Annotated in this window: 23 protein-coding genes; 18 read left to right on the top strand and 5 right to left on the bottom strand. The window is 39.2% G+C overall.

The features are described from left to right. Positions 1 to 5 precede the first annotated feature (5 nt). A complete protein-coding gene (locus CPS_RS22175) occupies positions 6 to 1,541 on the bottom strand; it encodes a methyl-accepting chemotaxis protein (protein WP_011045646.1) in 1,536 nt (511 codons plus the stop codon). Positions 1,542 to 1,758: 217 nt separating this feature from the next. On the opposite strand from CPS_RS22175, the gene CPS_RS22170 reads away from it, so the two are divergent. The 5 genes from CPS_RS22170 to CPS_RS22150 all read left to right on the top strand — a co-directional run bounded on the left by CPS_RS22170 (position 1,759) and on the right by CPS_RS22150 (position 5,984). Then, a complete protein-coding gene (locus CPS_RS22170; RefSeq protein WP_011045645.1) occupies positions 1,759 to 2,337 on the top strand; it encodes a response regulator in 579 nt (192 codons plus the stop codon). A gap of 69 nt (positions 2,338 to 2,406) precedes the next feature. Further along, positions 2,407 to 4,251, top strand: a complete 1,845-nt coding sequence (locus CPS_RS22165; RefSeq protein ID WP_011045644.1) for a PAS domain S-box protein — start codon at positions 2,407 to 2,409, stop codon at positions 4,249 to 4,251. A gap of 1 nt (position 4,252) precedes the next feature. After that, positions 4,253 to 4,609 (top strand): response regulator, encoded by a 357-nt coding sequence (locus CPS_RS22160; protein WP_011045643.1) that lies wholly within the window; start codon positions 4,253 to 4,255, stop codon positions 4,607 to 4,609. Positions 4,610 to 4,792: 183 nt separating this feature from the next. Further along, positions 4,793 to 5,476 carry a 2OG-Fe(II) oxygenase gene (locus CPS_RS22155; protein ID WP_011045642.1) on the top strand — a complete coding sequence of 228 codons (684 nt, stop codon included), beginning with the start codon at positions 4,793 to 4,795 and terminating at the stop codon, positions 5,474 to 5,476. Between the two features lie 34 nt (positions 5,477 to 5,510). Beyond that, complete coding sequence (locus CPS_RS22150) at positions 5,511 to 5,984, top strand: hypothetical protein (RefSeq protein WP_011045641.1); 474 nt, start codon at positions 5,511 to 5,513, stop codon at positions 5,982 to 5,984. 102 nt (positions 5,985 to 6,086) lie between these two features. Here CPS_RS22150 and CPS_RS22145 read toward each other — a convergent pair whose 3' ends face one another. Continuing rightward, on the bottom strand, positions 6,087 to 6,962 hold the full coding sequence (locus CPS_RS22145; RefSeq protein ID WP_011045640.1) for a LysR family transcriptional regulator: 876 nt from the start codon (positions 6,960 to 6,962) through the stop codon (positions 6,087 to 6,089). 320 nt (positions 6,963 to 7,282) lie between these two features. On the opposite strand from CPS_RS22145, the gene CPS_RS22140 reads away from it, so the two are divergent. Beyond that, positions 7,283 to 8,260: an aldo/keto reductase gene (locus tag CPS_RS22140; RefSeq protein WP_011045639.1), complete on the top strand. Its 978-nt coding sequence runs from the start codon at positions 7,283 to 7,285 to the stop codon at positions 8,258 to 8,260. Between the two features lie 306 nt (positions 8,261 to 8,566). On the opposite strand, the gene CPS_RS22135 is transcribed toward CPS_RS22140, so the two are convergent. After that, positions 8,567 to 9,064 (bottom strand): Lrp/AsnC family transcriptional regulator, encoded by a 498-nt coding sequence (locus CPS_RS22135; protein WP_011045638.1) that lies wholly within the window; start codon positions 9,062 to 9,064, stop codon positions 8,567 to 8,569. 606 nt (positions 9,065 to 9,670) lie between these two features. On the opposite strand from CPS_RS22135, the gene CPS_RS22130 reads away from it, so the two are divergent. The 9 genes from CPS_RS22130 (at position 9,671) to CPS_RS22090 (ending at position 20,031) form a co-directional block, all read left to right on the top strand. Continuing rightward, on the top strand, positions 9,671 to 10,477 hold the full coding sequence (locus CPS_RS22130) for a maleate cis-trans isomerase family protein (RefSeq protein ID WP_011045637.1): 807 nt from the start codon (positions 9,671 to 9,673) through the stop codon (positions 10,475 to 10,477). Between the two features lie 19 nt (positions 10,478 to 10,496). Then, positions 10,497 to 11,657 (top strand): M20 aminoacylase family protein, encoded by a 1,161-nt coding sequence (locus CPS_RS22125; protein ID WP_041737184.1) that lies wholly within the window; start codon positions 10,497 to 10,499, stop codon positions 11,655 to 11,657. A gap of 61 nt (positions 11,658 to 11,718) precedes the next feature. Further along, on the top strand, positions 11,719 to 12,759 hold the full coding sequence (gene dctP / locus CPS_RS22120; RefSeq protein ID WP_011045635.1) for a TRAP transporter substrate-binding protein DctP: 1,041 nt from the start codon (positions 11,719 to 11,721) through the stop codon (positions 12,757 to 12,759). Between the two features lie 168 nt (positions 12,760 to 12,927). Next, on the top strand, positions 12,928 to 13,455 hold the full coding sequence (locus CPS_RS22115; protein ID WP_011045634.1) for a TRAP transporter small permease: 528 nt from the start codon (positions 12,928 to 12,930) through the stop codon (positions 13,453 to 13,455). Next, a complete protein-coding gene (locus CPS_RS22110; protein WP_041737183.1) occupies positions 13,452 to 14,798 on the top strand; it encodes a TRAP transporter large permease in 1,347 nt (448 codons plus the stop codon). The genes CPS_RS22115 and CPS_RS22110 overlap by 4 nt, the downstream gene beginning before the upstream one ends. A gap of 46 nt (positions 14,799 to 14,844) precedes the next feature. Next, positions 14,845 to 16,026: a M24 family metallopeptidase gene (locus CPS_RS22105; protein WP_011045632.1), complete on the top strand. Its 1,182-nt coding sequence runs from the start codon at positions 14,845 to 14,847 to the stop codon at positions 16,024 to 16,026. A 105-nt stretch (positions 16,027 to 16,131) separates the two neighbouring features. Continuing rightward, entirely contained in the window at positions 16,132 to 17,028 is an 897-nt protein-coding gene (locus tag CPS_RS22100; protein ID WP_011045631.1) for a DMT family transporter, read from the top strand. A gap of 476 nt (positions 17,029 to 17,504) precedes the next feature. Beyond that, a complete protein-coding gene (locus CPS_RS22095) occupies positions 17,505 to 18,695 on the top strand; it encodes a diaminopropionate ammonia-lyase (RefSeq protein ID WP_011045630.1) in 1,191 nt (396 codons plus the stop codon). A 124-nt stretch (positions 18,696 to 18,819) separates the two neighbouring features. After that, positions 18,820 to 20,031: a carbohydrate porin gene (locus tag CPS_RS22090; protein ID WP_011045629.1), complete on the top strand. Its 1,212-nt coding sequence runs from the start codon at positions 18,820 to 18,822 to the stop codon at positions 20,029 to 20,031. A 206-nt stretch (positions 20,032 to 20,237) separates the two neighbouring features. Here the strand turns inward: CPS_RS22090 and CPS_RS22085 are convergent, their stop codons facing one another. Next, complete coding sequence (locus CPS_RS22085) at positions 20,238 to 21,056, bottom strand: AraC family transcriptional regulator (protein ID WP_011045628.1); 819 nt, start codon at positions 21,054 to 21,056, stop codon at positions 20,238 to 20,240. A 100-nt stretch (positions 21,057 to 21,156) separates the two neighbouring features. On the opposite strand from CPS_RS22085, the gene CPS_RS22080 reads away from it, so the two are divergent. Genes CPS_RS22080 through CPS_RS22070 form a run of 3 tightly spaced genes read left to right on the top strand, consistent with a single transcriptional unit; the run spans position 21,157 to position 23,466 of the window. Beyond that, positions 21,157 to 21,876 carry a type 1 glutamine amidotransferase gene (locus CPS_RS22080; protein WP_041738217.1) on the top strand — a complete coding sequence of 240 codons (720 nt, stop codon included), beginning with the start codon at positions 21,157 to 21,159 and terminating at the stop codon, positions 21,874 to 21,876. Positions 21,877 to 21,932: 56 nt separating this feature from the next. After that, a complete protein-coding gene (locus CPS_RS22075) occupies positions 21,933 to 22,763 on the top strand; it encodes a DUF417 family protein (protein ID WP_011045626.1) in 831 nt (276 codons plus the stop codon). Positions 22,764 to 22,782: 19 nt separating this feature from the next. Then, positions 22,783 to 23,466 carry an MOSC domain-containing protein gene (locus tag CPS_RS22070; protein WP_011045625.1) on the top strand — a complete coding sequence of 228 codons (684 nt, stop codon included), beginning with the start codon at positions 22,783 to 22,785 and terminating at the stop codon, positions 23,464 to 23,466. On the opposite strand, the gene CPS_RS22065 is transcribed toward CPS_RS22070, so the two are convergent. Further along, a complete protein-coding gene (locus tag CPS_RS22065) occupies positions 23,463 to 24,017 on the bottom strand; it encodes a MarR family winged helix-turn-helix transcriptional regulator (RefSeq protein WP_011045624.1) in 555 nt (184 codons plus the stop codon). The two genes, CPS_RS22070 and CPS_RS22065, sit on opposite strands and share 4 nt — an antisense overlap. Between the last annotated feature and the right edge of the window lie 34 nt (positions 24,018 to 24,051).

Raw genomic sequence — 24,051 nt, 5'->3', positions numbered from 1 at the left:
CAGCTTTATCCATTAAAAGCTTGGCCTAAAGCCCCAAGGGCGTTGGCTCTTGTTTTAATGTTTATAGTTTCGCTTTCGACGGTATTGGCTTGATGGAGATTATTTTGGGAAGCATCACTGATGTTCATAATATTGCGGCTGATTTCTTGCGATACCATGCTCTGCTCTTCTGATGCGGTTGATATTTGAATAGCTAAGTCAGAAATGTCAGTGATTGATGAATAGACCTTATCAACAACGTTATGAGCTTCTGTAGCTTTTTCAACACAACTTTCAGCAGATTCTTTACCTTTGGTCATTGTTTGCACCCAAGACAATAATGTACTTTGCATTTCTGATATTGAGGTTTGTATTTGTTCTGTTGCTGCGTGGGTTCTGCTTGATAATGCCCTTACTTCATCGGCCACAACGGAGAAACCGCGGCCATGCTCACCCGCTCTTGCCGCTTCGATCGCAGCATTTAACGCTAATAAATTTGTTTGGTCTGCAATACCTTGAATTTCATGCATGATGCTACCAACTTTTTCTACTTCACTCGCCAGCTCTGTTGCTGATGACGCTGAGTCAGCCACGTCCTGAGCTAATAGGTTCACTTTTTCCATGGTGAGGTGCATCGCTTCTGTAGCAATTTGACAATCTGAATGTGCTTGATTGACTTTTTGGGAGGTGAGAGTGGTATTTTTCGCAACTTCATCGATGGTGGCAACCATTTCTTCAACGGCTGTCGATACCTGATGTAGCTCTGTCGTTTCTTGCTCTGCACCTTCTTTAGCTATTTGTGCTGCTTGCTCAAGATTAGTAGCACCCGAGCTTAGTAAATTACTGCTATCAATGATGCGACCCAAAATTGTTTTTATCTTACCTTCAGCAACCTTTAAATGAAAATCTGCAATGCCTTGAGGTTTAGTGCCACAATAAATTAAACGTGAAACGCTGTCATAATCACGTACTAGATCTTTAAGGTATTTTGGCGTGTCTATTATTTCATTTTTATAAGTTATGAAGGGCAGTACAGGCAGTAAGAACATCATATAGGGGTAATACATGGCGCTTATGAGCGTGGTAATACTTGCTGACCAATAGACTAGGTTTTTAATGGTGGTGTTTTGATACCATTTCGTTAATGATTTACCCTTTTGTAATGCTTGATAAGACGAAATAGCATTTTTCTTGGTTGCATCATCTAAACGTGTTCTAACCGATTGATAACCGACGAGCTGACCAAATTCAAAAATAGGCGTGACAAAGGCGTCTACCCAATAATATCGACCATCTTTACAACGGTTTTTAACAACGCCACGCCATGGTAAACCTGACTGTAAGTTTTTCCACAAATCTTTAAATGCAGCAGATGGCATATCGGGATGTCTTACAACATTATGATGTTGTCCGATAAGTTCATCAAGAGAGAAGCCAGCAATTCGACAGAATTCTGGGTTTGCATAGGTAATCACGCCGTTTTTATCTGTAGTCGAAATTAATTCAACACCGCTTTGAAAATTAACTTCCTCATTAATGAGCGGTTGGTTTCTTTTTGTCATTTTTAATTCCTTTTAGATAAAGTAATGATAATTACATCCGAGTAACAAAAATATATCGTACCATTGACAAAAACGACAAAAGCGACAATATTGGTGAAATATAGCTGAAATTTCATGTAAGCTCAATAAATAAAATAGCTACATTGATCTAGGTTAATATTAGGGAATGGTATACTGCTATAGTGAAATGGGCTTGTTTTTATTAAGGATTATTGGATTGGATATCAGTAAAAAGTCTCTGTTAACCCCTGCAGAAGCGGCTAAATTGTTACATGTTGCGCCAACGACCATTCGTCATTGGGCTCAAATTGGTCGATTACCTTTTATTTCTACACCCGGTGGACATAGGCGGTTTGATCGAAATGACATTTTATCTTTAATGTCTACCCCCAAAATCAATGTAAAAAATGATTTTTCTATCTTGATCATTGAAGATGATAAAGAGTTTGCAGACATGCTCACTCAGTTTCTAGAAAACCTTTTTCCCTACGCTAAAATAAAAATAGCTTACAATCCTTTTGATGCAGGTGATTTGCTGCATACTGTTAAGCCTGATGTCGTCATGCTAGATTTAATGATGGTAGGGATGGATGGATTCTCTATTTGTCACCGCATTAAAAGTACGCCAGCAACCGCAAATATTATAGTTATTGCAATGACTGGCGCATTAACTGATGATAATGTGAGTAGGATAGTTGCATTAGGGGCTGAAACTTGTTTTGGAAAACCGCTTAACTTTACGCTTTTAGAAAAGACAATCAAACAACTTGTCGAGCAAAAAAAGGCGACCTCCTAACTACAGCGTGCATCTTATTAATTCAATTTTACGACTATTGATAATAGTAGCTTTTATAGAGTTTTAACGATGCCAATTGAAGCAGAACAGAATATCTACGAGAAATTCTTTAACCTATCTATTGATATGTTATGTGTAGCTAATACAGAGGGCCATTTCCAAACCATTAGCCCCTCATTCACCCAAGTACTAGGCTATAGCGAAGAAGAGTTACTCTCCGCGCCCATCCTTGATTTCATACACCCAGATGATGTCGATAAAACAGCTCAAGAATTTGCCAAATTAAACTCAGGACAAGATTCTTTATTTTTTGAAAATAGATACAGGCATAAAAACAATCACTATTTAACATTTTCATGGAATGGTTATTTTGAGGGTGATTCAGGACTTATCTATGCCGTTGCTCGTGATATTACCGAGCAAGTTAAAGTTCGAAATAAACTGCAACACTTGCAACGCGCATTAGCGCAAGAAACTATTTATGCTGAAACCGATATAAGTGGTGTTATCACCAAAGTTAATGATAATTTTTGTCAAATATCGGGATATTCAAAAGAAGAATTAATAGGTAATACACACAAATTAATCAATTCGGACCATCACCCAGCCTCTTTCTTTAGTGAGATATGGAAAAAAATATCATCAGGAAAGATTTGGTCAGGCGCTATAAAAAATCGCAAGAAAAATGGTGAGTACTACTTTGTACAAAGCATTTTAGTACCTATATTCGATAATAATGAGAAAATCTCTAATTTCATTGCCATAAGGCAAGATATAACCGACAAAGTTAATAGTGAACATGATCGCTTAAAGGCCCTTGAGATCCTCAGTGAAACAAGTTCAGCAGCAAAAATTGGCGGTTGGGAAATGGATGTTGCTACCGGCTTGCTAACGTGGACCAATGAAACCTTTAGAATATTAGACGTTGAACAAGTTGACGGATTATCGCCGATGTTACCCGAAGGATTGCAGCTATTTATTGCTGAAGACCAGCCCATTATTGAGAATGCTGTTGGCAGGGCGATAGAATTTGGCGAATCTTATGGTTTAGAGCTACAAGCCAGAACACCAAAAGGTAATATAAAATGGATATATACCAATGGTAAAGCTAACTATAAAGATGGAAAAATCGAAACAATATCGGGCACTATTCAAGACATTCATCAACGTAAAATTACCGAGATAAAGTATAATCAAGAAAGACAAAAAAGCATTATGAACGCAAAGTTTGCAGCACTTGGCGAGCTATCAGCAAGTGTTGCCCATGAGATAAATAATCCACTAGGTGTAATTTCTGGTTACGCTGAATTATTACAACTAACTAATACCACGGCATCCCCAGAAGATATTTTAGCAAAATCCGCTATTATTCTAAGGTCTTGTGATCGAATTACTCATATCGTTAAGAGTCTGAAAAAATTCTCCCGAAGCGATGAAGCAATCCAACATACTAGTTGCTCGCTTAAAAATCTGATTAGTGAAGCGATAGTGCTCACTAGACCCAAACTAAAACTTTGTATGATAGAGCTGCAATGTGAGTATATCGAAGATAGTAATATTCTGTGTAACGAAATAGAAATTGAACAAGTTATTGTAAACTTAATTAATAATGCTATCGATGCTTTATCAGAACTTCCTGACAAATGGATTGATATCTTAGTCACCGAAACGACACAAGATTACATCATTTCAATTACCGATGCTGGCATCAGCATTCCAATAGATAAACAGTTATCAATATTCGAACCATTTTTTACTACAAAAAATACCGGGGAAGGTACTGGGCTTGGTTTATCTATCGTAAAGGGGATTTTAGATAATCATGGCGCCAAAATTTCGATCGATAATAACAACAAAAATACATCTTTTGTTATTCATTTCCCTAAATTGAATAACAAAGTGAGTAAGGGGTAATATGTCAATCAAGGTTGTTTATATTGATGATGAAGAAATGTTATGTCAGATGTTCAAAGAATATCTACACTCAGATGAAATTAATCTTGCGGTTTTTACTGATGAAGAACCCGGCATAGAGTATTGCAATAATAGTAATCCAGATTTGATATTTATTGACTACCGATTAAAAAAACAAAATGGGACTGATGTCGCTAACGCAATTACCAGTGATTCGATAAAAATTTTGATCACTGGAGAACTCGATGTAACGATGGATACTTGTTTTGACCATAAAATTGAAAAACCCTACCGACTGGCTGATATCAAAAACTTCATTGTTGAAGCCTTTGAGAACAAGGGATTGCAAAAGCTCTAACCAAGCATCGAATTATAATCTTCACTCTAAGTAGTTAAAGTTTTCGGCAGATAAAAGCGCTCTCTAATTAGAATGCTTTTTATTTGGAAAGCTCAGGCTTATATCTATGCAAAATGCTATTATGACTTATATTCCTTTTTATTAAATTATCAATTCAATGTTAATTTTACCTCTCAAGACAGGTTGTCGTTGAGCCTAGCTCAAACAACATATTCTGGCGGTGACACATCACTGTTCGAATCAATATCCGGTGACATCGTCGACAAGGGATACAGTATTCGTCCTTACGCTTTGCCTACAAACTTAACCAGCTTGTTATCACAACATATCATCGAACTGCCCACTGACGAATTTAAACGTGCAGGTATAGGTCGAACTAAAGATCATATGATTAACGACTTTATTCGCACAGACGCAATAAGTTGGATAACCGATGATAGCGAGGCAGGTTGTGCTTGGATAAACTGGGCGGAGTCACTACAAGCCTATTTAAATAGACGTTTATTCTTGGGTCTATTTTCTTTTGAAAGTCATTTTGCCCATTATGCGAAAGGCGATTTTTATAAGAAACACAAAGACGCGTTTAAAGGTGAAGGTAATCGTGTGTTATCTGTTGTGGTCTATCTTAATCCCCATTGGGCTTCATCGGACGGTGGTGAGTTAGTCATTTATGATAAAAACAGCCCTTCCTCAGTAGTGGTTGATAACAGTAAAATTACCGTCATACCTAGTTTTGGTACCATAGTGGTATTTTTAAGTGAAGAATTTCCTCATGAAGTATTAGCCGCAAAACGTGACCGATACTCTATAGCGGGCTGGTTTCGCTTAAACAATAGTATTGCCAATAATATTGATCCGCCAAGTTAATGAAAAACTATGAAATTTTATGAGAGCGTAACCATTGTCTAAATCGCCCCCCAAGCTACATAATATCAGTGAATTATATGATATTAATGAGCAAATCAGCCCTTTAAAAGCACTAGCAGATAGAGAACGTGCCTCTATTTATGGTTTAACAGGCATGGTTTATACCCCGCATATAGATGACTATATGCAGGTCAGTATAAAGAAAGCCGAGATACTCGCGTGTTTAAAAAAACAGGGGATAATGGAATTAACAGAAGTAGAATTAATTAGCTCAGCATTAGATTTCTTATATAAAAGAGCCAAAAATAATTCGGTTGTTGAGTATGAAGGAAATAGTTATCAACGACGATTTTCGCCACTAAAGTTAAGCAAATCAGGAAAGGTTGTTCGAACATGGGCAAGGTATTGGCTTTTACAAATGGCGAGTGGCAGAATTGATCCCAAGTGGGAATCTCAAGTACGAGAAATTTGGCCAACGTATTTTTTAATCAGAGCAATAGATATTTAGTTTGCTAAGCGAGTGATAAATAGTTCGGGCGGTCTTAACGCTATAAGAGCAAGCGACTCAATAAATTAGTCCAATTGAAATGCAAAAATAGCGATCAAGATATTATTTAGCAAAGTACTGCTGAGTAAAATTTAAGAAGGTTGAAATTCTTTTTGATGGGTGAATACGTTGAGGGTGTATTATATAAATCATCGAACCACTTGGCATTTTCTCTTCAAATATCGTCTTAAGTTTTCCTGACTTTACCTCTTTGTCTACTAAATATTTAGGCACTCTAATAATGCCTTTATCCGCTAATGCGAGTCCTTTTAACATATTATTATCGTTAACTTCCAACCAACCCTGTGTTTGTACCGCTTCTTGTTGAAATTGCCAGGTAGTTTGCTCTTGCCCTTTAAGGCACTCATGATTTATTAAGTCAGCGGGCGTTTTTGGCACCCCTTTGCTGTCAAAGTATTTCGGGGATGCACAGCAACAATGTTGATAAGACATTAAATGTTTAGCGACCATGTTTTGCGGCGGTTCACTGGTTGCTCTAAAGGCGAAATCAAAATCACTTCTGTTTAAATCAAATCGGGTATAGCTGCAATTAAGTGAAAATTCGATGGCAGGGTGTAATTGTTTGAACTGTGAAAAAATATCAAATAAAAAACGTTCAGCAAATCCCCCTGGTGCGGTAATCTTTATTCGACCTTCTATTTTATTGCCTTCATGTTCAGCACTTCTTTCTAATTCTAATAGGTCATGACGGATCTTATTCATACCAGTAAGAACACGTTCACCTTCAGGAGTTAAGCGGACACTTCGTGTTGAGCGAATCAACAGAACCATCTCCATATCTTGCTCTAAACGTTTAATTTGACTGGAAAGGTGGCCACGAGAAACATTTAGTTTTTCAGCTGCCGCGGTAAAACTTAAGTGTTCAGCGACTTCACTAAAGAGCATTAAACGTTCAAGTTTTTTGTGTTCTTTCATCATGAGATTAAATCAATTACCGACTATTATTTTTTATACTAAACAATGATTATTTTTTTGTCATATTTTATTTGCTAATGTTTTAGTGAACAATGCACATATAAAAGGACAAAGCCGTATAATACCAATTACACTAATTAATTGCCCATCTTCAAATGGTCTACCTCTACAATTTCTGCGTTGCGCTCAATTCCAATAGCCAGCTATTGCTCAATCATGCGCCTTGAACTTGAAGATTTATCCTCATTGAATCTTGATCACTAAATTAATGTAAATGGTATAGACAGCCGTGATCCTAGCAACCATTCTCTATAGGAATTTAAATGAATTGTAATCAATACCCGTTATCTCGCGTAATCAAAAACAATAGCTCGATTGTCTTTGGCTGTATGGGATTAGGCGGCACTTGGGATAAAAATCCTATTAGTGCCGTCGATATAAAAAAAGCCCATGAAGTTGTTGATGCAGCTATTGATGCAGGTATTAAGGTCTTTGACCATGCTGACATTTATACTTTCGGTAAAGCTGAACAAGTTTTTGGTGAATTAATAAAAGCACGTCCTGAATTACGATCGTTAATTTCTATTCAATCAAAATGCGCCATTAGATTTGAAGATGATTTAGGGCCCCAACGTTATGATTGTTCACCGGAGTGGATTATAAAGTCCGTTGAAAAAAGTCTGTCTCGGTTAAACATAGAGCAATTAGATATATTAATGCTTCATCGCCCCGATCCCCTGATGGAACCTGAGTTAATCGCCCAAGCTTTTGATACGTTAACGGCTAGCGGGAAAGTTAAAAATTTTGGTGTCTCTAATATGCAGCATCATCAAATATCATTTTTATCGTCAGCATTATCACAGCCTATAGTTGTTAACCAAGTTGAGCTCAGCTTAAGCCATTTGGCTTGGATAGAAGAAGGCGTAACGTCAGGAAATTCAGGAGAACCGTCGGTAAATTATGGTGCAGGTACCATTGAATATTGTCGCCAAAACAATATTCAGTTGCAATCGTGGGGTTGCTTAAGCCAAGGTTTGTTTAGCGGACGTGATATTTCTCAAAAGCCACCCCATATTCAACAAACGGCAGAGCTGGTTAGTAACTTGGCTGCGGAGTATCAAGTGAGTAAAGAGGCCGTAGTATTATCGTGGTTAAAGCGTCATCCGGCGAACATTCAACCGGTAATCGGTACAACAAATGTTGAACGCATTAAAGCCTGTGCTGATATTGATAACATTAACCTAACGAGAGAGCATTGGTATGCATTATGGCTTTGTGCGCGAGGTCACGCATTACCCTAAAATACAGGTGAAACTTTAAAATAACCAACACTAAAATTACTCTACCTAGGGTAATACCAATCAGATTAATTAATTGTTCAACTTCAGAGCAACATAAGCAATGATGTTATTGGATATGTAGACTATTTAAAAAGATCACTTAGTGAGTCTGCTCTTACGTTACTATTAGTTAGAAATTTCTCGCCAAGAGGTAATTCTGTTGTTACCTCGAAACAGCCAAAAATTGCTGTGGCAGTTGGATTTTACACAACATTATTATTGCCATTCCAATCCGAGTTAAGCCTATTGACCCGTTACAATCTGTGATTAATCTTCGAGATTAACAGGCACCGTAAGGCCTTTTTTTACGTGATTCATCACTACATTTGACTGAAAATTACGAACATTGTGATTTTCAAAAAACACATCGCGCGTAAAAGATTCGTAGTCATCCATATCAACCGCCGTAACGATCAAAATAAAGTCAGCACTGCCAGTTACGTAAAAGCACTGCTGAACAGCTGGGTTGCTTATCATTTCTTTTTTAAACGAGTCAAGTAAGTCGGAGCGCTCTCGCTCTAATGTTACTTCTACAACAATAGTAACACCAAGACCTACTGCTTGTGGGTTAACAACCGAGACATCTGCCTGAATTACATTTTGTTCACGCATTCGTTTCATGCGCCGTTGTACCGCCGCAGGAGAGAGACCAATTTGTTCCGCTATTCGATCAGAGGTTTCTCTATTGGATTGCTGAACAATTTCTAATATTTTGCGATCGAAGTTATCAAGGGGTGCCGTTTTAGCGTTATTCATAAGGGACATCAACCTGTTTAAACGAAATACAATTTTGCCTATATTAAAGGCAGAGGAAACAGCCCCAATTTATACTGATGTGAAACCAACCTCAAGACTTTCATCCCATAATCATTAGTCAACTCTTCTATAAACTGAGTGCGACTTTATTCATTCGTGCCATATTTTCTGCCCTTTTGTTGCTGACTATGGTGTTATGCCTTCATTAAAAATGATATTAAATAACCAATGAAAATATCCCTTTTTTTAATTACCTCCACTGTGTCCCCTTTTAAGTATGTGCTTCGCTCAATTTAATGAGTTTGAGGCATGCGTAAACACCCCCCAACACTTTAATGGAAGGTGAGCATTATTATATTTTTACCCGTGACTGCTAATCCGGCGCTTTCTTGCGATTTAAAAAAATGTAGTGAATTAATGTGTTTTAAGTGTGATTTTGCGGATTGCCATCATTTAATGGTCCTTAATCCGTTAATTTCTGCATTAAATGTAACGTAATATAATAAGCATGCTCCATTCAGTACTCTTATTAACATCTTGAGACTGACTTTAGTCATCATATTTTTCTAGTACAAATTGCTCAATATTTTAGTTTTCAGACAAGGTAAGGCGATAATGAAATTTACAACGGTTCAACATCAACAACCATTAGACTATCTGGCCTCAGGTGGTCGAATCGGAGTCATTTCACTCGCAACCGACTTTAACATCGAGGCTGATCTACAACAAATGTATCCTAACGATGTTCAGTTTTTCACTAGCAGAGTGAAAAATGTTAACCCATTGACTATCGAAAATTTGAAAAAAATGGCGCCTGGTATTAGTGCAACTGCTGATACGATTTTACCTGGTACAGATCTAGATGCGATTATTTATGCATGTACCTCAGGTACGGTTGCTATTGGCGTTGAACAGGTTAGCGAACTAATCCATCAAACTCGCCCTGGTGTACCCGTAACCAATCCTATAACAGCAGTGATGTCGGCTTTTGAGCATTTTGATGCAAAAAGAATCTCAATTTTAACGCCTTATACTGAAGCCGTTAATCGTGATATTGCCGACTTTTTTACCGCTCAGGGCTACGAGGTATTGAGTATTTCGGGTTTTGGATTTGAAGACGACACCGCAATGACTTATATAACGCCAAAGGATATAGCCGATCAGGCGGTCGCTTGTTGCGAACCTACTGCTGATTTGTTGTTTATTTCGTGTACCGCATTAAGGGCGTCAGTGGTCATTGATGAAATTGAACAGCGATTGGAGATTCCAGTCGTGAGTAGTAATCAAGCCCTCGTATGGCATAGCTTGAAGCTGGTGAAATATCCTAAGGCTATCACAGGTTTTGGCGCATTATTGCGCGATAAGTTGGTCAGTTGTGATGAATTAGCAACTGAGCTAACACTTGAACAACAATCTAAATAATACGATTGGAGACTGAATTTTGACTTTACATACAGAATTAATTACTCAAATGACGCAATGGCGCCGTCATATGCACCGCTTCCCTGAGTGTGGTTTTGATTTACCATTAACCGCTAATTTCATTGTCGAAAAACTTGAAAGCTTTGGTATTGAAGTGACTTGCAATATTGGTCAACAAGGTATTGTTGGTGTCTTACGTTGTGGTACCGGCGATGCCAGTATTGGCTTACGTGCCGATATGGATGCACTTCATATTAATGAACAAAATAGCTTTGAACACCGTTCTTGCCATGACGGAAAAATGCACGCCTGTGGGCATGATGGTCATTCGGCAATGCTGCTTGGTGCTGCCAGCCATTTAGCCGAAAATAAAGGCTTTAATGGCACTGTGCATTTTATTTTTCAGCCTGATGAAGAGCACGGGAAAGGCGCACAGGCGATGATAGATGATGGCTTGTTTGAGCGTTTTCAAATTAACACTATATATGGCTTACACAATATGCCAGGGCTTGCCGAGGGGCAATTTATTGTTCGCCCAGGTTCATTAATGGCGAGTGAAAGTAGCTTTGAAATAGTAATAGAAGGTGTTGGTGGGCATGCCGCAATGCCGCATCGCGGCATTGACCCTATAGTAGTAGGTTCTCAAATTATAATGGCCCTGCAAACGATTGTTTCGAGAAATCTAAATGCGATTGAAGAAACTGCAGTGGTGTCAGCGACGGAATTTATTACTAACGGCACAGTTAACGTGATCCCATCACAGGTGATTATCAAGGGTGACTGTCGTTGTTTTACCGAAGATAGTTTAGTCAAAATAGAACAAGCTATGGAGCGTATAGTTGCCGGTATTTGTCAGGCTGCTGGTGCGCAATATCAATTCAATTTTCTCAATACTTTTTACCCAACCGTTAATAGCAGCACGCCAACTGAACATGTTATCCAAGCGGCTGTTGCTGTCTTTGGAGACGAGCATGTTGAACGGAATTGCCTTCCTTTAACCATCTCAGAAGATTTCTCCAGCATGTTACGTGTTAAACCCGGTTGTTATGGGTTATTGGGTAACGGTGTCGACTCTGTCGGAGGATGTGCTCTACATAACCCTGAATATGATTTTAATGACAATATTCTTAAACTTGGTGCGCAATATTGGGTGCAACTTGTATCAGATCAATTGAAATAACTATTACATTAATTTTAACCATTACATTAATTCTAACCATAATAAAAGTAAGGAAAATAAAATGAATAAATTACTAGCAGCTTTATTAACACTAAGTCTTAGCTTAGGTGTGAGTGCTGAAACTTGGAAGTTCGCCTCTGAAGAAGATAAACAAGATGTACAAGACATTTTCGCGAAAACGTTCGCGAAAACCATCAAAAAAGAATCCGACGGTGATATTCGAGTAAAAGTTTATTATTACGGTCAATTAGGTACAGAGAACGACATTGTTGAGCTGACAGCTAAAGGAACCATTCAGTTTGTCTCAGTAGGGACTGGTCATTTAGGCTCTTATGTACCTGAAGTTCAAGCACTGAGTATACCGTATGTTTTAGGCACTGATACTGATGTTGTGCGTAAAGTACTGACCACCAGTAAAACTATCTATGGTGACTTGGCTAATCGTTTCGAAAAAGTAAATTTGAAGTTATTGACCATGATGTCCGAAGGTGAAATGGTTTGGGGTGCCAACAAAGCGATCCGCAGTCCTGAAGATTTTGCAGGCCATAAAATCCGTACATTTACTTCGACTATTCCGGTAGAAACCTACAAAGCATTTGGTGCTACCCCTACTCCATTGTCTTGGGGTGAAGTATATGGTGCGCTACAACTTAAAACAGTGGATGGCATGGTTAACCCCATTTACTTTGTTTACAACGCTAAGTGGCATGAAGTTCAAGATTATTTGATGTTTCCTGGCCAACAGCCATACGTCAGCACGGTCTCTACCAATAGCACATGGTTCAATGGGCTATCGCCTGAGAAAAAAACCATGGTACGCAAGGCTATCGTTGTTGCCGAACAAGCTGCTCACGAGTATCAAATCCGTATAAACCAAGAAAATCTGGACAAAATAATCGCTGAGCGTCCCGACTTGAAGATTATTGTTCTCAATGAAGAAGAACGTACGCGCTTCAAAAAGTTAAGTAAGTCAATTAATAAAACATTCTATGATGTGGTCGAAAATACTTATCAAGAGTCAGAAAAAGCGCAAGCTCGTGTTAGTGCTAAAAAAATCGTGAAAAATTTGATCAAAGAAGTTAAGGAAGCGACAAAACAGTAATTTACTAGATGAATGTGGGGAATAGTTAGGCTATTCCCCACATTTTATATCAAATCTCTCTGGTGGGTGCTCTATAACTTTGCTAATAAGCAGTTGTATATATGGATTGTTCATCATTTTTAGTATGAAAAAATCCAGCATCCGTAGTGTGGTGTGCAAGGTGTTCTTATGAAAAAAATATTCATTACCATCAGTAAGACAACTGAATTGATAGAGCAATATATAGTTTGCTATTCGATTCTTTTGATGATGGTCAATTCTACCGCTAATGCTATCGGACGGTATGCTTTTGGTAAGAGCTTATTCTTTGCTGAAGAGCTAAACCAATTCTTGATTGTAACAATCACCTTTGTCGGATTTGCTTATGCGGTGCGTAAAGGTCGTAACATTCGAATGACCGCAGTCTATGATTCTTTAGGTTATTACGCAAAAAAAGTTATTACCACATTGATATCAATCACCACTGGCCTATTGATGTTTTATCTTGCCTACAAGGCAATCTTTTACGTCATCGAATTAAAGGATCTCAATCGTTTAAGCCCAGCGCTACAATTCCCCGTTTATATTATTTATTCAATAATACCCTTAGGGTTAGGCATCGCAGGTTTGCAGTATTTGATCGCCTTCTTTTTGAATATAACCCATAAAGAAATTTATATCTCACGTGAAGTTGTTGAAAAAGGTGAACCATCATGAGTGCTGTTTTTGAGTTTTTTTCTAACATCATTGCTGGTGAACTCGATGTGTATGTCATTACCTTTACTTTAGTTTTTGTGATGATTGTATTGCTGTTTCTAAGTTTCCCTATGGTAGTGCCATTATCGGTGGGAGCACTTATTGGTCTGGTCCATTTTTCTAGCATAGACACTGGTGTGATAATACAGCAGATGGTTACTGGCATATCACCAAATGCCTTAATTGCTGTGCCTATGTTTATTCTAGCTGCAGACATAATGACTCGGGGACATACCGCGCACAATCTTTTAGGTTTAATTGAATCATTCGTTGGCCATCTACGTGGCGGCCTACCAATAACCGCTTGTATTAGTTGTACTTTGTTTGGATCTGTTTCAGGTTCAACCCAAGCAACGGTTGTATCTGTCGGCCAGATCATGCGTCCTAAATTGCTCCAAGCGGGCTATAAAGATAGTTTCGTCATGGCTTTAATCATCAATGCCAGCGATATTGCCTTTTTGATCCCACCGAGCATAGGTTTGATCTTGTACGGAACACTAGCAAATACCAGTGTTGGTGAGTTGTTTATTGCGGGGATCGGTCCGGGAGTTTTACTTGCGGTCATGTTTTCTGCGTATTGTTATTTTTATACCGTTTACCAAGGCGATAGCATTACGCTGGTAAAAAAATCAACCATGGCAGAGAAGCTAGTCGCCATCAAAAAGTCACTGTTACCGCTTGGTTTCCCGACATTGATTGTCGGAGGAATATACTCTGGGGCGGTAACGCCGACTGAAGCGGCCTCATTCTCTGTGCTCTATGCGATTATCCTCGAGTGTTTTATTTATCGAGAGTTAAAGTATAAAGATGTTATTGATGCGGCGTTAAGCACTGGCTTGATCACAGCGGTAGTTTTTATTCTTGTTGGTATGGGACAGGCCTTTTCATGGTATATCTCATTTGAACAAATTCCGATGGAACTCTTAGCGCCACTAGACTTAGAGGGTGCCTCTAAAGAATATGTATTGTTCGTAATAGCCCTATCCTTTTTTGTTGGTTGTATGTTTGTTGACTCGTTAGTGGTCTTGGTTATTTTGACCCCTATTTTTGTACCGATAGTCACCGCGGTTGGGCTTGACCCTGTATTGGTAGGTGTGATGATCACCCTTCAAATGGCCGTTGGCTCGGCAACACCACCTTTTGGTTGTGACATTTTTACCGCGATAGCAATCTTTAATAAGCCGTATTTGGAAGTAATACGAGGGACCTTACCCTTTATTTTGATCCTCTTTATGATGTCGGCTTTGTTAATCTATTTCCCGGAAATAGCCTTATTCTTACGTGACCAAGCTTTTGCCAAATAACGCCTAAGCTACTAATAAAATAGAAAATATAAAAGTGAGTAATAAAATGAAAAATGAATTTATCGCCCCATCAAGAGGGTTCGAACGTAGTGAGTTTGAACAACGTACTGGCAAGTTGCAGCAACAAATGGCTGTGCAGGGTATCGATGCCGTATTTTTTTCTACGGAGCATGAATTTCGCTATTTCAGTGGTTTTGCTTCACAGTTTTGGCAAAGCCCAACACGACCTTGGTTTTTAGTCATTCCTGCAAAAGGGCAACCTATTGCTGTAGTTCCAGGGATAGGCGCCGCCGGTTTTGATGATACTTGGATTGATGATGTTCGAACCTGGCCATCGCCACGCCCTGAAGATGACGGTGTTAGCTTACTCGCTGATACCTTAGCTGAAGTATCTAAGCAAACAAGATGCATAGGTGCGATGCTTGGCCCTGAAACACATTTACGTATGCCGATTGCCAATTATCAAACATTGCAGGCGAGCTTAAATCAACACGATATGGTCGATGTTAGCGAGATTGTCCGTAAACTACGCAGCATAAAGTCCGTTGCGGAAGTCGATAAAATTCGTTTTGTTTGTGATGTTACGGCAGCGGGTTTTGACTTTTTGCTTGAGAACTTACATGCGGGTATGACTGAACGTCAAGCTTGTAAAGCGATGCATTTAGAGATGTTACGTTTAGGTGCGGATGCTTGTCCTTACTTGATTTCGGCCTCGGGACAAGGCGGATACGACAATATTATTATGGGGCCAACTGACCGACGACTCGATCAAGGTGATTTATTGATCATCGATACCGGCGCCAATTTTGATGGTTACTTTAGTGATTTTGACCGTAATTTTGCTTTTGGTGACGTTGATAGAGCCACCCATGATGCTTATGAAGCAGTATATGCTTCGACTGAAGCCGGTCTTGATATTGCTGCACCAGGGCGCTCAACTGGTGATGTTTGGAAAGCTATGTGGTCGGTACTAGAAGCCGCTGGCTCACTGGGTAACGATGTTGGCCGAATGGGACATGGCCTTGGCATGCAGTTAACAGAATGGCCGTCTAATGTGCAAGGTGGTGATGTTATTTTACAACCTGGAATGGTATTAACATTAGAGCCTGGCATGACATTTGCGCCGGGCAAAGTGATGGTTCACGAAGAGAATATACTGATCACCGAAAAAGGTTGTGAAATGTTACATAAACGCGCATGGGAAAAACTCCCTATTATTACGCGTTAAACTGAGGTGTCTCTTTTAATAGGCTCTGCTTTGCAGAGCCTATTTTCTTTGTATTAATAGAAATATTATCAAATACCACAATAATTTGATTAATAAAGGATTAATGTGAAAAGTAAACAAAATCAATCTAAGCAAATGACAGGGATGCTCTATAGCTTATTAGGTGTATTGTTATTGACGCCTGACGCGTTAATTTTGCGTTGGGTCACCATCGAACATAGTGAAGTATTATTGTGGCGTGGCATATTTTTTTCACTTGGTTTTTCTTTTATCGTATTGGTTCGTCATCGCAGCAACGCAGTGCGTGCACTCATTAATGCGGGATGGCCCGGCATTATCACTGGCTTTTTCTTCGCGATGAATACTTACTGTTATACGCAGGCATTGCAACAAACTGGCGCAGCAACAGCAATGATGATTATCAGTACCGCGCCCGTTTTTGCAGCATTGATCGCCTGGTTATGGTTAGGCGAACGAATTAGTTTACCTGTTGGACTTACGATTACAATGACTTTACTCGGTATGGCTATTATTGTCAGCGATGGTGATGACGGCAATAGTTTATTTGGTAACATGATGGCTATGGGGTGTGCCATTTTTATGGCAATAAACTTTAACTGGGCACGACGATACGCTTCACTGGATATTACACCGGGACTTATTTTTGGTGGTTTATTTATTATTGCACTTGGCTGGTTCAATACCAGTGTAGTGGCGGCGAGACCTGACGAAATAGGTGCTATGTTTCTTTCTGCGGCGATTGCTATGCCTATTGGGTTTGTTTTATTACAAATTGCGCCACGTTATATCAGTGCTACGGAAGTCAGTTTGTTTTTATTGTTAGAGTCGATTATTGCGCCAATATGGGTGTGGCTGGGGTTGGGTGAAACGCCAAGTAACATAACCTTATTAGGTAGTGTTATTGTCTTAGTTGCATTGCTCTTGTATTGCTATGTTGTGCGTTTGAAAGCACAAACGATATTAACCACTAAAGAGGCCTAACGATCAGTACTACTGCATTGATACGGCGTTGACTTTCTTCCTCCATTTTATAGCCCACATATTATAACTAAATAAGTGGGCTATAAAACTGGCCATATATTTCCTTACAACGGTTACCCACTAATTCATCGTAAGCCACTCTGGTAGCACTGTAGAGTGGAACGCACCTATTTTCATAAAGTTCGTTGCAGATAAAACTCATCAACCCCCCTTATTTAAATGTAATTCCTCACCCACATTGTCAATTTGAAAGAATGTCCGCAACGGCTATAGGTAAACTTATTGTCATAGTTACTTTGCTATGGACATTAAAGGTTAATTCATCGCAATACCGTACTTAATAGTCTGGTTTATTTAGAAATACCAATAAGGCTAATTGTGATCGATCTTGTTTAATCCAGTTCAATCTGGTTATTCATTTTACTAGATTTTAGGTCGTTCGAAAAATCATCTGACAACTAGAGGCATTTATAAATATGTTAAAACAAAATAGTAGGCTAACCCATTTTGCTAACCCTGCAGCACATAGGGAAAACCAATATTCGGACGCACAGCGAGACGTTTTAAGCGTCGAAAAATCTGTTGATGTGATTGCCAACATAAAAACATGGCCAGCTTATTCAACTACGCCATTACATTCATTATCTGATATGGCAACAGACGCTGGTTTGGCCGCTATTTGGTACAAAGATGAATCAGAACGATTTGGCCTCAAAAGTTTTAAGGCGCTTGGCGGTGCATATGCCGTTGCTTGCCAGCTGCAAAATTTATTAGAGCAACGTTTAGGCAAACGCCCAAGCATTGCAGATTTGTTAGAAGGACGTTTGAAAGAAGACGTTGCAGAAATCGTTGTTACCTGTGCAACTGATGGTAACCATGGACGATCAGTGGCGTGGGGAGCACAAATGTTTGGTTGCGGCTGCATTATTTATATTCATCGCGATGTCTCTGAAGGGAGAAAAGTCGCCATGGAAGCCTTTGACGCTGAAGTTATTCGTATTACCGGCAACTACGACGAGTCTGTTCGTCAGGCTGGTGCAGATGCTAAGGCTCATGGCCGGATCATCGTTTCCGATACCAGTTACGAAGGTTATATGGAAGTGCCGAAAGACGTTGCCTTAGGATATACCGTGATGCTGGCTGAAACGGTGGAACAGCTTGATGGTGAGATACCTACCCATGTTTTTGTCCAAGGTGGCGTCGGCGGACTGGCCTCAGCAGTAGCAGGCTATTTCTGGGATCTTTGGGGCGATCGCCGTCCAAGATTTGTCGTGGTAGAACCAGAGCAGGCTAACTGTTTGCAGCTTAGTGCTAAAGCCGGTGAACCTGTGGTGGTTAAGGGCGATCTCGATACCTTAATGGCAGGACTCGCTTGCGGTGAAGTATCTTTATTAGCTTGGCAAATATTATCAAACGGCGCCGATGATTTTATGACGCTGAGTGAGGACGCTATTGCCGACACGATGAGCTTATTAGCCAAAGGGTATAAAGGAGACCCTGCAATTGAAGCGGGAGAGTCTGCCGTACCAGGATTAGCCGCTGCTATCAATGCACGTGCGCAGGATACTTTTGCCAAAGCATTGAATTTAGATGCTCAAAGTAAAGTATTAGTTATTGGTACCGAGGGGGCAACAGATCCTGAACTTTATCAACAATTAGTGGGCTAATTCTAGTTCCATTAATTTCGAATGGACTCTCAGTTGACAAGCACTTAACAGCTAATTATTAGCTGTTAAGTAAAACATAAAAAAAACTATAAAAAAATAAAGACTAACTAATTGGAGAGAATACATGAAAATTTACAATAGCGTATTACTTGGTTGTTTACTTACCAGCTCAACGGCGGTTTGGGCTGATACTTCAGAGCAACGCATAGAGCAACTTGAAAAGAAAATTGCCAAATTAGAGAAGCAGGACACAGAGGACCAAAAGAAAATATCGTCATTGACACCCGACATAAAAATCGGCGGTGCGGTTCGCGTGAATTACAACTACAGCGACTCAAATAAAGATCGAGGGGGAGATTTAGATTTTTCTCTCTTTCGCCTTGACCTCAACGGTACCATTGGAGATATTAGATTATCAGCTGAATATCGTTGGTATACGTATATGGATGTAGTTCATCATGCTTATGCTGCATATCAGTTTAATGAGAACTGGGAGGGGCAAATAGGTGTCACCAAGGTACCTTTTGGTAACTTAGACTATAACTCGAATAGCTTCTTCTTTAGTGATGCTTTTTATGCCGGTCTGGAAGATGACTACGATGCAGGTTTAAAATTTATCGGTAAATTCGACAATCACGATATTCGTCTTGCTTATTTTCTTAATGATGAAGCAGGTGGTAGTGGTACCAATGCCCGTTACAGTTTTGATGTTGTTGGTTTAACTGACCTTGATGAAAACGGCGCTATCATAGACCCTTTTGCTGCACCTACTGTGGGTCTGAGTGAAAGTAATACTATTAATCTTAGATACACCTACACCTTTGATAACGACGTTGTTAAAACCGAAGTTGGTGGCTCTTTTTTAACAGGGGAGCTTGAAGGCGCCACTGATTCGCTTGGCGACCGTACTGCCTATGCAGTACATCTAAAAAGCAACATGAATAACTTTACCTTGATGCTTCAATATACCGATTACGATTATGATTTAGACAATGGTGATGATTTTGTTACTGTTGGGGCTTATGCTTATAACGATAGTATGCCTACCTCGGCGACCATATATAACATAAACCTCGCGTATTCTTATGATGTCGATTTTGGCGCATTTGATAATCTCACTTTCTATAATGATTACACTGTAATGACTGATAAATCTGGAAATTTTAAAGAAGATACTCAGATGAATGTTTTTGGGGTAGGGGTAACTGCAGGGCCAATTTTTGGCTGGGTTGATTATGTTGCTGGTACAAACCAACCTTTTAATAATGGTACGCTTGTAGGCGATTCAACTGAATGGGAACACCAACTTAATATTCAGATAGGTTACTACTTCTAGCATTGGTAATACTCTAATATCCATATAGACAGGCATCGAATATTCGATGCTTTTTTTTGCAAACTTATTGCTCAGGCTTGATCAATCCATTGAGGGTTGATGGGATGCTTTAATGGCAGAATAATACCAATTACACTAATTAACTGCCCATTTAAAAAGATCCCTTAGTGAGTCTGATTGGATAAGTCAATACTATCAAGCTAGTACTATTTATCGTTTATTCTAGAACTAAGCTTAAAGCCACTATGACGATATTGTTGCGGTGTTTGTTGGAATAATTTTTTAAATGCATAAATAAATGATGAGTCAGCGTTATAGCCAACTTTAAATGCAATTTCTTGCACAGAAAGGTTAGTTTCCAGTAAATTCAACGACGAGACTAATCTCAGATGCTGGCGCCAAAGGGGGAATGTCATACCTAATTCTTTGGTGAATAATCTTGAGAGCGTTCTTTCTGATGCGCCCACCTGCTTGGCCCAGTCCGATAACTTTGTGTTGAGTTGTGGATCTGTCATCAATGCTTTGAAAATAATCATCAACCGTCGATCACTCGGCAGTAACAGTTTCATTTGGTATGACTCTCCACTCGAGATTTGATCAATCAGTACTGCCACTAGTTTGGATAGTTCTTCCTCAGAAACGATCGAGTTACTAACACCATGATTGATATGCAGGACTAATTCTCTTAGAAACGGCGTTACAGAAATTGCCTTAGCTGTTAGTGGGAAATGATTCTGAAATTGAGGGTTGAGATAAATCCCGATAAATTTTGTATCCGTCACGACAAAGGATTCATGGGGTGTATTGGCAGGAATAAACAACATACCACTATGAGGAATGACAAACTGACTGTCTGCAACTTTGGTTTGCAATATGCCTTCAAAGGGAAATGCAATTTGGTGCCATGGGTGTTGGTGCCATCTATCAATGTAACCTTTCGCCATTTGTTCTATTTTTGCCGTTACTTGAAAATCAGCGCGTTCACTAATTAACAGATTAGCTTCTTTTGTTTGGCGGATTGTCATTGTTTACTGTCTTAATGTAGATATTGAGATTGTAGAAGCAATGCTAGCATAAGACGTCAGTTAGCAATATTAATTCAAGCGTTATTAGAGAGATCAAATGATGAAAGTACACTTTATTATCCATGAAGCATATGAAGGACCAGGGGCACTTTTAAGCTGGGCAGAAGAGCGAAATTATAGCGTCACTAGTAGTAAAGTTTATCTGGGAGAAGCATTACCTGAAGAGAGTAATGCTATTGACTTGTTAATAGTTTTAGGTGGACCACAATGCCCTGCAACGACAGTAGAAGAATCTCCTTATTTTAACGCAAGTGAAGAGGTATCTTTTATCCATAGCTGTATTGAAAGTGATAAAGCAGTGTTAGGTATTTGTTTGGGCGCTCAGCTCATTGGTGAGTCATTAGGGGCTAAATTCGAACAAAGCCCCAACAAAGAAATAGGTTACTTCCCTATAGCGTTAACTGAGTCGGGTAGACAGCATCCACATTTATCACATTTTAATGCGACTGAAATTGTAGGTCATTGGCATAACGACATGCCGGGTTTAACGCCAACGAGTAAAGTGTTGGCAACAAGTGCCGGCTGTCCGAGACAGATCGTTGAGTATTCACCGTTAGTTTATGGTTTTCAATGCCACTTAGAATTCACCGCTGCATCGCTGGCGGATTTAATTACGGTCTCTCACGATGAATTTGAAAGAATCGGTCACCATAACTATATACAAAAACCTGAGATTATTAGGTCCAGCAGCAGCTTGGCTATGAATGCTTTATTGTTTGGATTTATGGATGAATTAATCCTTTCATATGAAACGAAATAAAAATCAGTTAATCAGGTCTTATTGGCACTTATTATTTTAATACGCTCAGGATCTATATGAAGACGCTACACCTTAACGCTACTTTACTCTTAATTGGTATTTCTACTGCACTGTTAGGGCTAAGTATATTACTGTTGGGTTCCCATAAGCATATAACCTTAACGACAGATTTTTATCTCATTTCCGATATATTACCCGCCCAAGTATTTAATTCGATTGCCGCTTTCGCTTTTATTTCGAGTGCGGTATTGGCGTTCTTATCTATAAAACAACCTAACTTTCGATCTATATTAGGATATTTACTGATCGCAATAAGCATAGTGCCTTTAGGTTCTTTGTTAAGTGATTCTATGTGGATAGCTTCTATGGGCGGATTTCCTGTTATTGGCTCTGGCCAAGGGGTTATTAAGTATTTCGCCTTATTATCAATAGGAATGTTGCTAGTAAAACGCACGTTTTCTCCTCTGATCACAGCCTGGATTAGCATCTTGCCGGTGTTACTCGTTTTACTGTGGATTGGTGGTATGAAGTTCACTTTACTCGAAGCACAAGGTATAGAAGGGTTAGTAAAAAGCTCTCCTTTTATGGGCTGGTTGTATAATATTTTCAGCATACAAACAACGTCAAATATCATTGGCGTGTATGATTTAATTGCAGTGGTTATGTTAATCTTAGCGATATATTCGCCGAAATTGACTGTGCCAGCAATTTTGATGTCTGGTATGGTTTTTGTGGTAACTCAGACCTTTTTAATAAGTTTTTCTGGTTCATTATCAAGTGAGACCTTATTATCAACGACGGGGCATTTTCTTATTAAAGATTTATGGTTTTTGGCGTGTTTATTTTTCTATTATTCAGCAGTACAAAAATTGCCACGAAAAGCATAATTTAACCAAAGGTTAGCGCATGAAAAATAAACACTATCTAACGAATATTTATTGCGGAAAAGTGGCGGAGCGTTACGGTATTGAAACCGCGATAGACAAGCAGCCGGTAAACACTAGCCTGTATTTATCATTCGATGGATTAGCAGGTGATGAGTGTGCTGATAAACTTCATCATGGTGGGCTTGAGCGTGCGTTACATCAATATCCAGCTGAGCATTATGCCTATTGGCAAGAGAAATATAATACAGATAATACTTGGCAAGCCGCGGGCATGGGCGAAAATATTAGTTCAACAGGTATGACAGAACAGACTGTATATTTAGGCGACCGTTATCAATGGGGAGAAGCGATTATCGAAGTCAGTCAGCCTCGTTCTCCTTGTTTTAAGCTAAATAAACGTTGGGGCATCGATAACTTATCGGTCGATATGCAGGATGTTAGTCGCAGTGGCTGGTTATATCGCGTTATTCAGCCGGGCATGGTCAGTGTCGATGAACCGTTGGAATTAATCGCCCGAATTGATAATGCAATGACAATTACTGAGGTGTGTGAGACATTTTTTGGTGACCCACTCAATAATCAAAAGCTGTTGGCATTAAAAAAACAAAGCACCTTATCTGATAGTTGGATGGAAAAAATTGTGCAACGCTTAGCAAACAATGAAGTAGAAAACTGGAATTTTAGACTGTTAGACCATGCTTAAACGACATATTCTCTGCAGATAAGCATGATGTCATCGCTGCTTAAAGCTTCTTTGGTTAAATCACATAAAATGCCGTCACTGGTCTTGCGATTAAATTTACAATGCTTGCAGACCCCAAAGGCAGTTCGACCAGTAGCGAGTTGATAGTTACTTAATACTTTTTTAAGTAATGTTTTGGTTTCAAACTCCTCATCAACAGACAAACCGGCAATAGCATCAGTAAACTTTTGTGGAGGGCAAGTTTTCATTAAAAACTCGCGACCGGTTTCAGTTACTTTTAAATGGGTAATGCGTTTATCTTTTTTGTCTTTTACTTTAGCAATTAAGCTTTTGCTTTCCAGAATTTTTAACGATTGTGATACCGTGCCTTTGGTTAACCCTAAAAACTCAGTGACCGCTAAGGTGGTATCTGAGTAACGGTTACAAGTCGATAGGTAATACAAAGCCTCTTGCTGTATAGGTTGTAACCCTAAGCTTTGCCCTTCAAGTCGCGTTTCTTGCCGTAATAAATTGGCTAAACGCTCGATTAAATTAAATAGTTCATCATTCATTCTCTAATAGTATCGAGTCAAAACATATTTGACA

Origin of the sequence: Colwellia psychrerythraea 34H, assembly GCF_000012325.1 — a bacterium.
GTDB classification, from domain to species: Bacteria; Pseudomonadota; Gammaproteobacteria; order Enterobacterales; family Alteromonadaceae; genus Colwellia; species Colwellia psychrerythraea_A.
The sequence above is the reverse complement of the archived record's forward strand: the minus strand, read 5'-3'. Positions and strand labels throughout refer to the sequence as shown.

What these genes read in the sequence shown, in the direction of transcription:
- CPS_RS22105 (WP_011045632.1), top strand. Translation starts at nt 14,845, where the DNA reads ATGAAAAATGAATTTATCGCCCCATCAAGAGGGTTCGAACGTAGTGAG.
- CPS_RS22165 (WP_011045644.1), top strand. Translation starts at nt 2,407, where the DNA reads ATGCCAATTGAAGCAGAACAGAATATCTACGAGAAATTCTTTAACCTA.
- CPS_RS22135 (WP_011045638.1), bottom strand. Translation starts at nt 9,064, where the DNA reads ATGTCCCTTATGAATAACGCTAAAACGGCACCCCTTGATAACTTCGAT.
- CPS_RS22130 (WP_011045637.1), top strand. Translation starts at nt 9,671, where the DNA reads ATGAAATTTACAACGGTTCAACATCAACAACCATTAGACTATCTGGCC.
- CPS_RS22110 (WP_041737183.1), top strand. Translation starts at nt 13,452, where the DNA reads ATGAGTGCTGTTTTTGAGTTTTTTTCTAACATCATTGCTGGTGAACTC.
- CPS_RS22145 (WP_011045640.1), bottom strand. Translation starts at nt 6,962, where the DNA reads ATGATGAAAGAACACAAAAAACTTGAACGTTTAATGCTCTTTAGTGAA.
- CPS_RS22090 (WP_011045629.1), top strand. Translation starts at nt 18,820, where the DNA reads ATGAAAATTTACAATAGCGTATTACTTGGTTGTTTACTTACCAGCTCA.
- dctP (WP_011045635.1), top strand. Translation starts at nt 11,719, where the DNA reads ATGAATAAATTACTAGCAGCTTTATTAACACTAAGTCTTAGCTTAGGT.
- CPS_RS22075 (WP_011045626.1), top strand. Translation starts at nt 21,933, where the DNA reads ATGAAGACGCTACACCTTAACGCTACTTTACTCTTAATTGGTATTTCT.
- CPS_RS22160 (WP_011045643.1), top strand. Translation starts at nt 4,253, where the DNA reads ATGTCAATCAAGGTTGTTTATATTGATGATGAAGAAATGTTATGTCAG.
- CPS_RS22065 (WP_011045624.1), bottom strand. Translation starts at nt 24,017, where the DNA reads ATGAATGATGAACTATTTAATTTAATCGAGCGTTTAGCCAATTTATTA.
- CPS_RS22085 (WP_011045628.1), bottom strand. Translation starts at nt 21,056, where the DNA reads ATGACAATCCGCCAAACAAAAGAAGCTAATCTGTTAATTAGTGAACGC.
- CPS_RS22175 (WP_011045646.1), bottom strand. Translation starts at nt 1,541, where the DNA reads ATGACAAAAAGAAACCAACCGCTCATTAATGAGGAAGTTAATTTTCAA.
- CPS_RS22140 (WP_011045639.1), top strand. Translation starts at nt 7,283, where the DNA reads ATGAATTGTAATCAATACCCGTTATCTCGCGTAATCAAAAACAATAGC.
- CPS_RS22115 (WP_011045634.1), top strand. Translation starts at nt 12,928, where the DNA reads ATGAAAAAAATATTCATTACCATCAGTAAGACAACTGAATTGATAGAG.
- CPS_RS22080 (WP_041738217.1), top strand. Translation starts at nt 21,157, where the DNA reads ATGAAAGTACACTTTATTATCCATGAAGCATATGAAGGACCAGGGGCA.
- CPS_RS22095 (WP_011045630.1), top strand. Translation starts at nt 17,505, where the DNA reads ATGTTAAAACAAAATAGTAGGCTAACCCATTTTGCTAACCCTGCAGCA.
- CPS_RS22070 (WP_011045625.1), top strand. Translation starts at nt 22,783, where the DNA reads ATGAAAAATAAACACTATCTAACGAATATTTATTGCGGAAAAGTGGCG.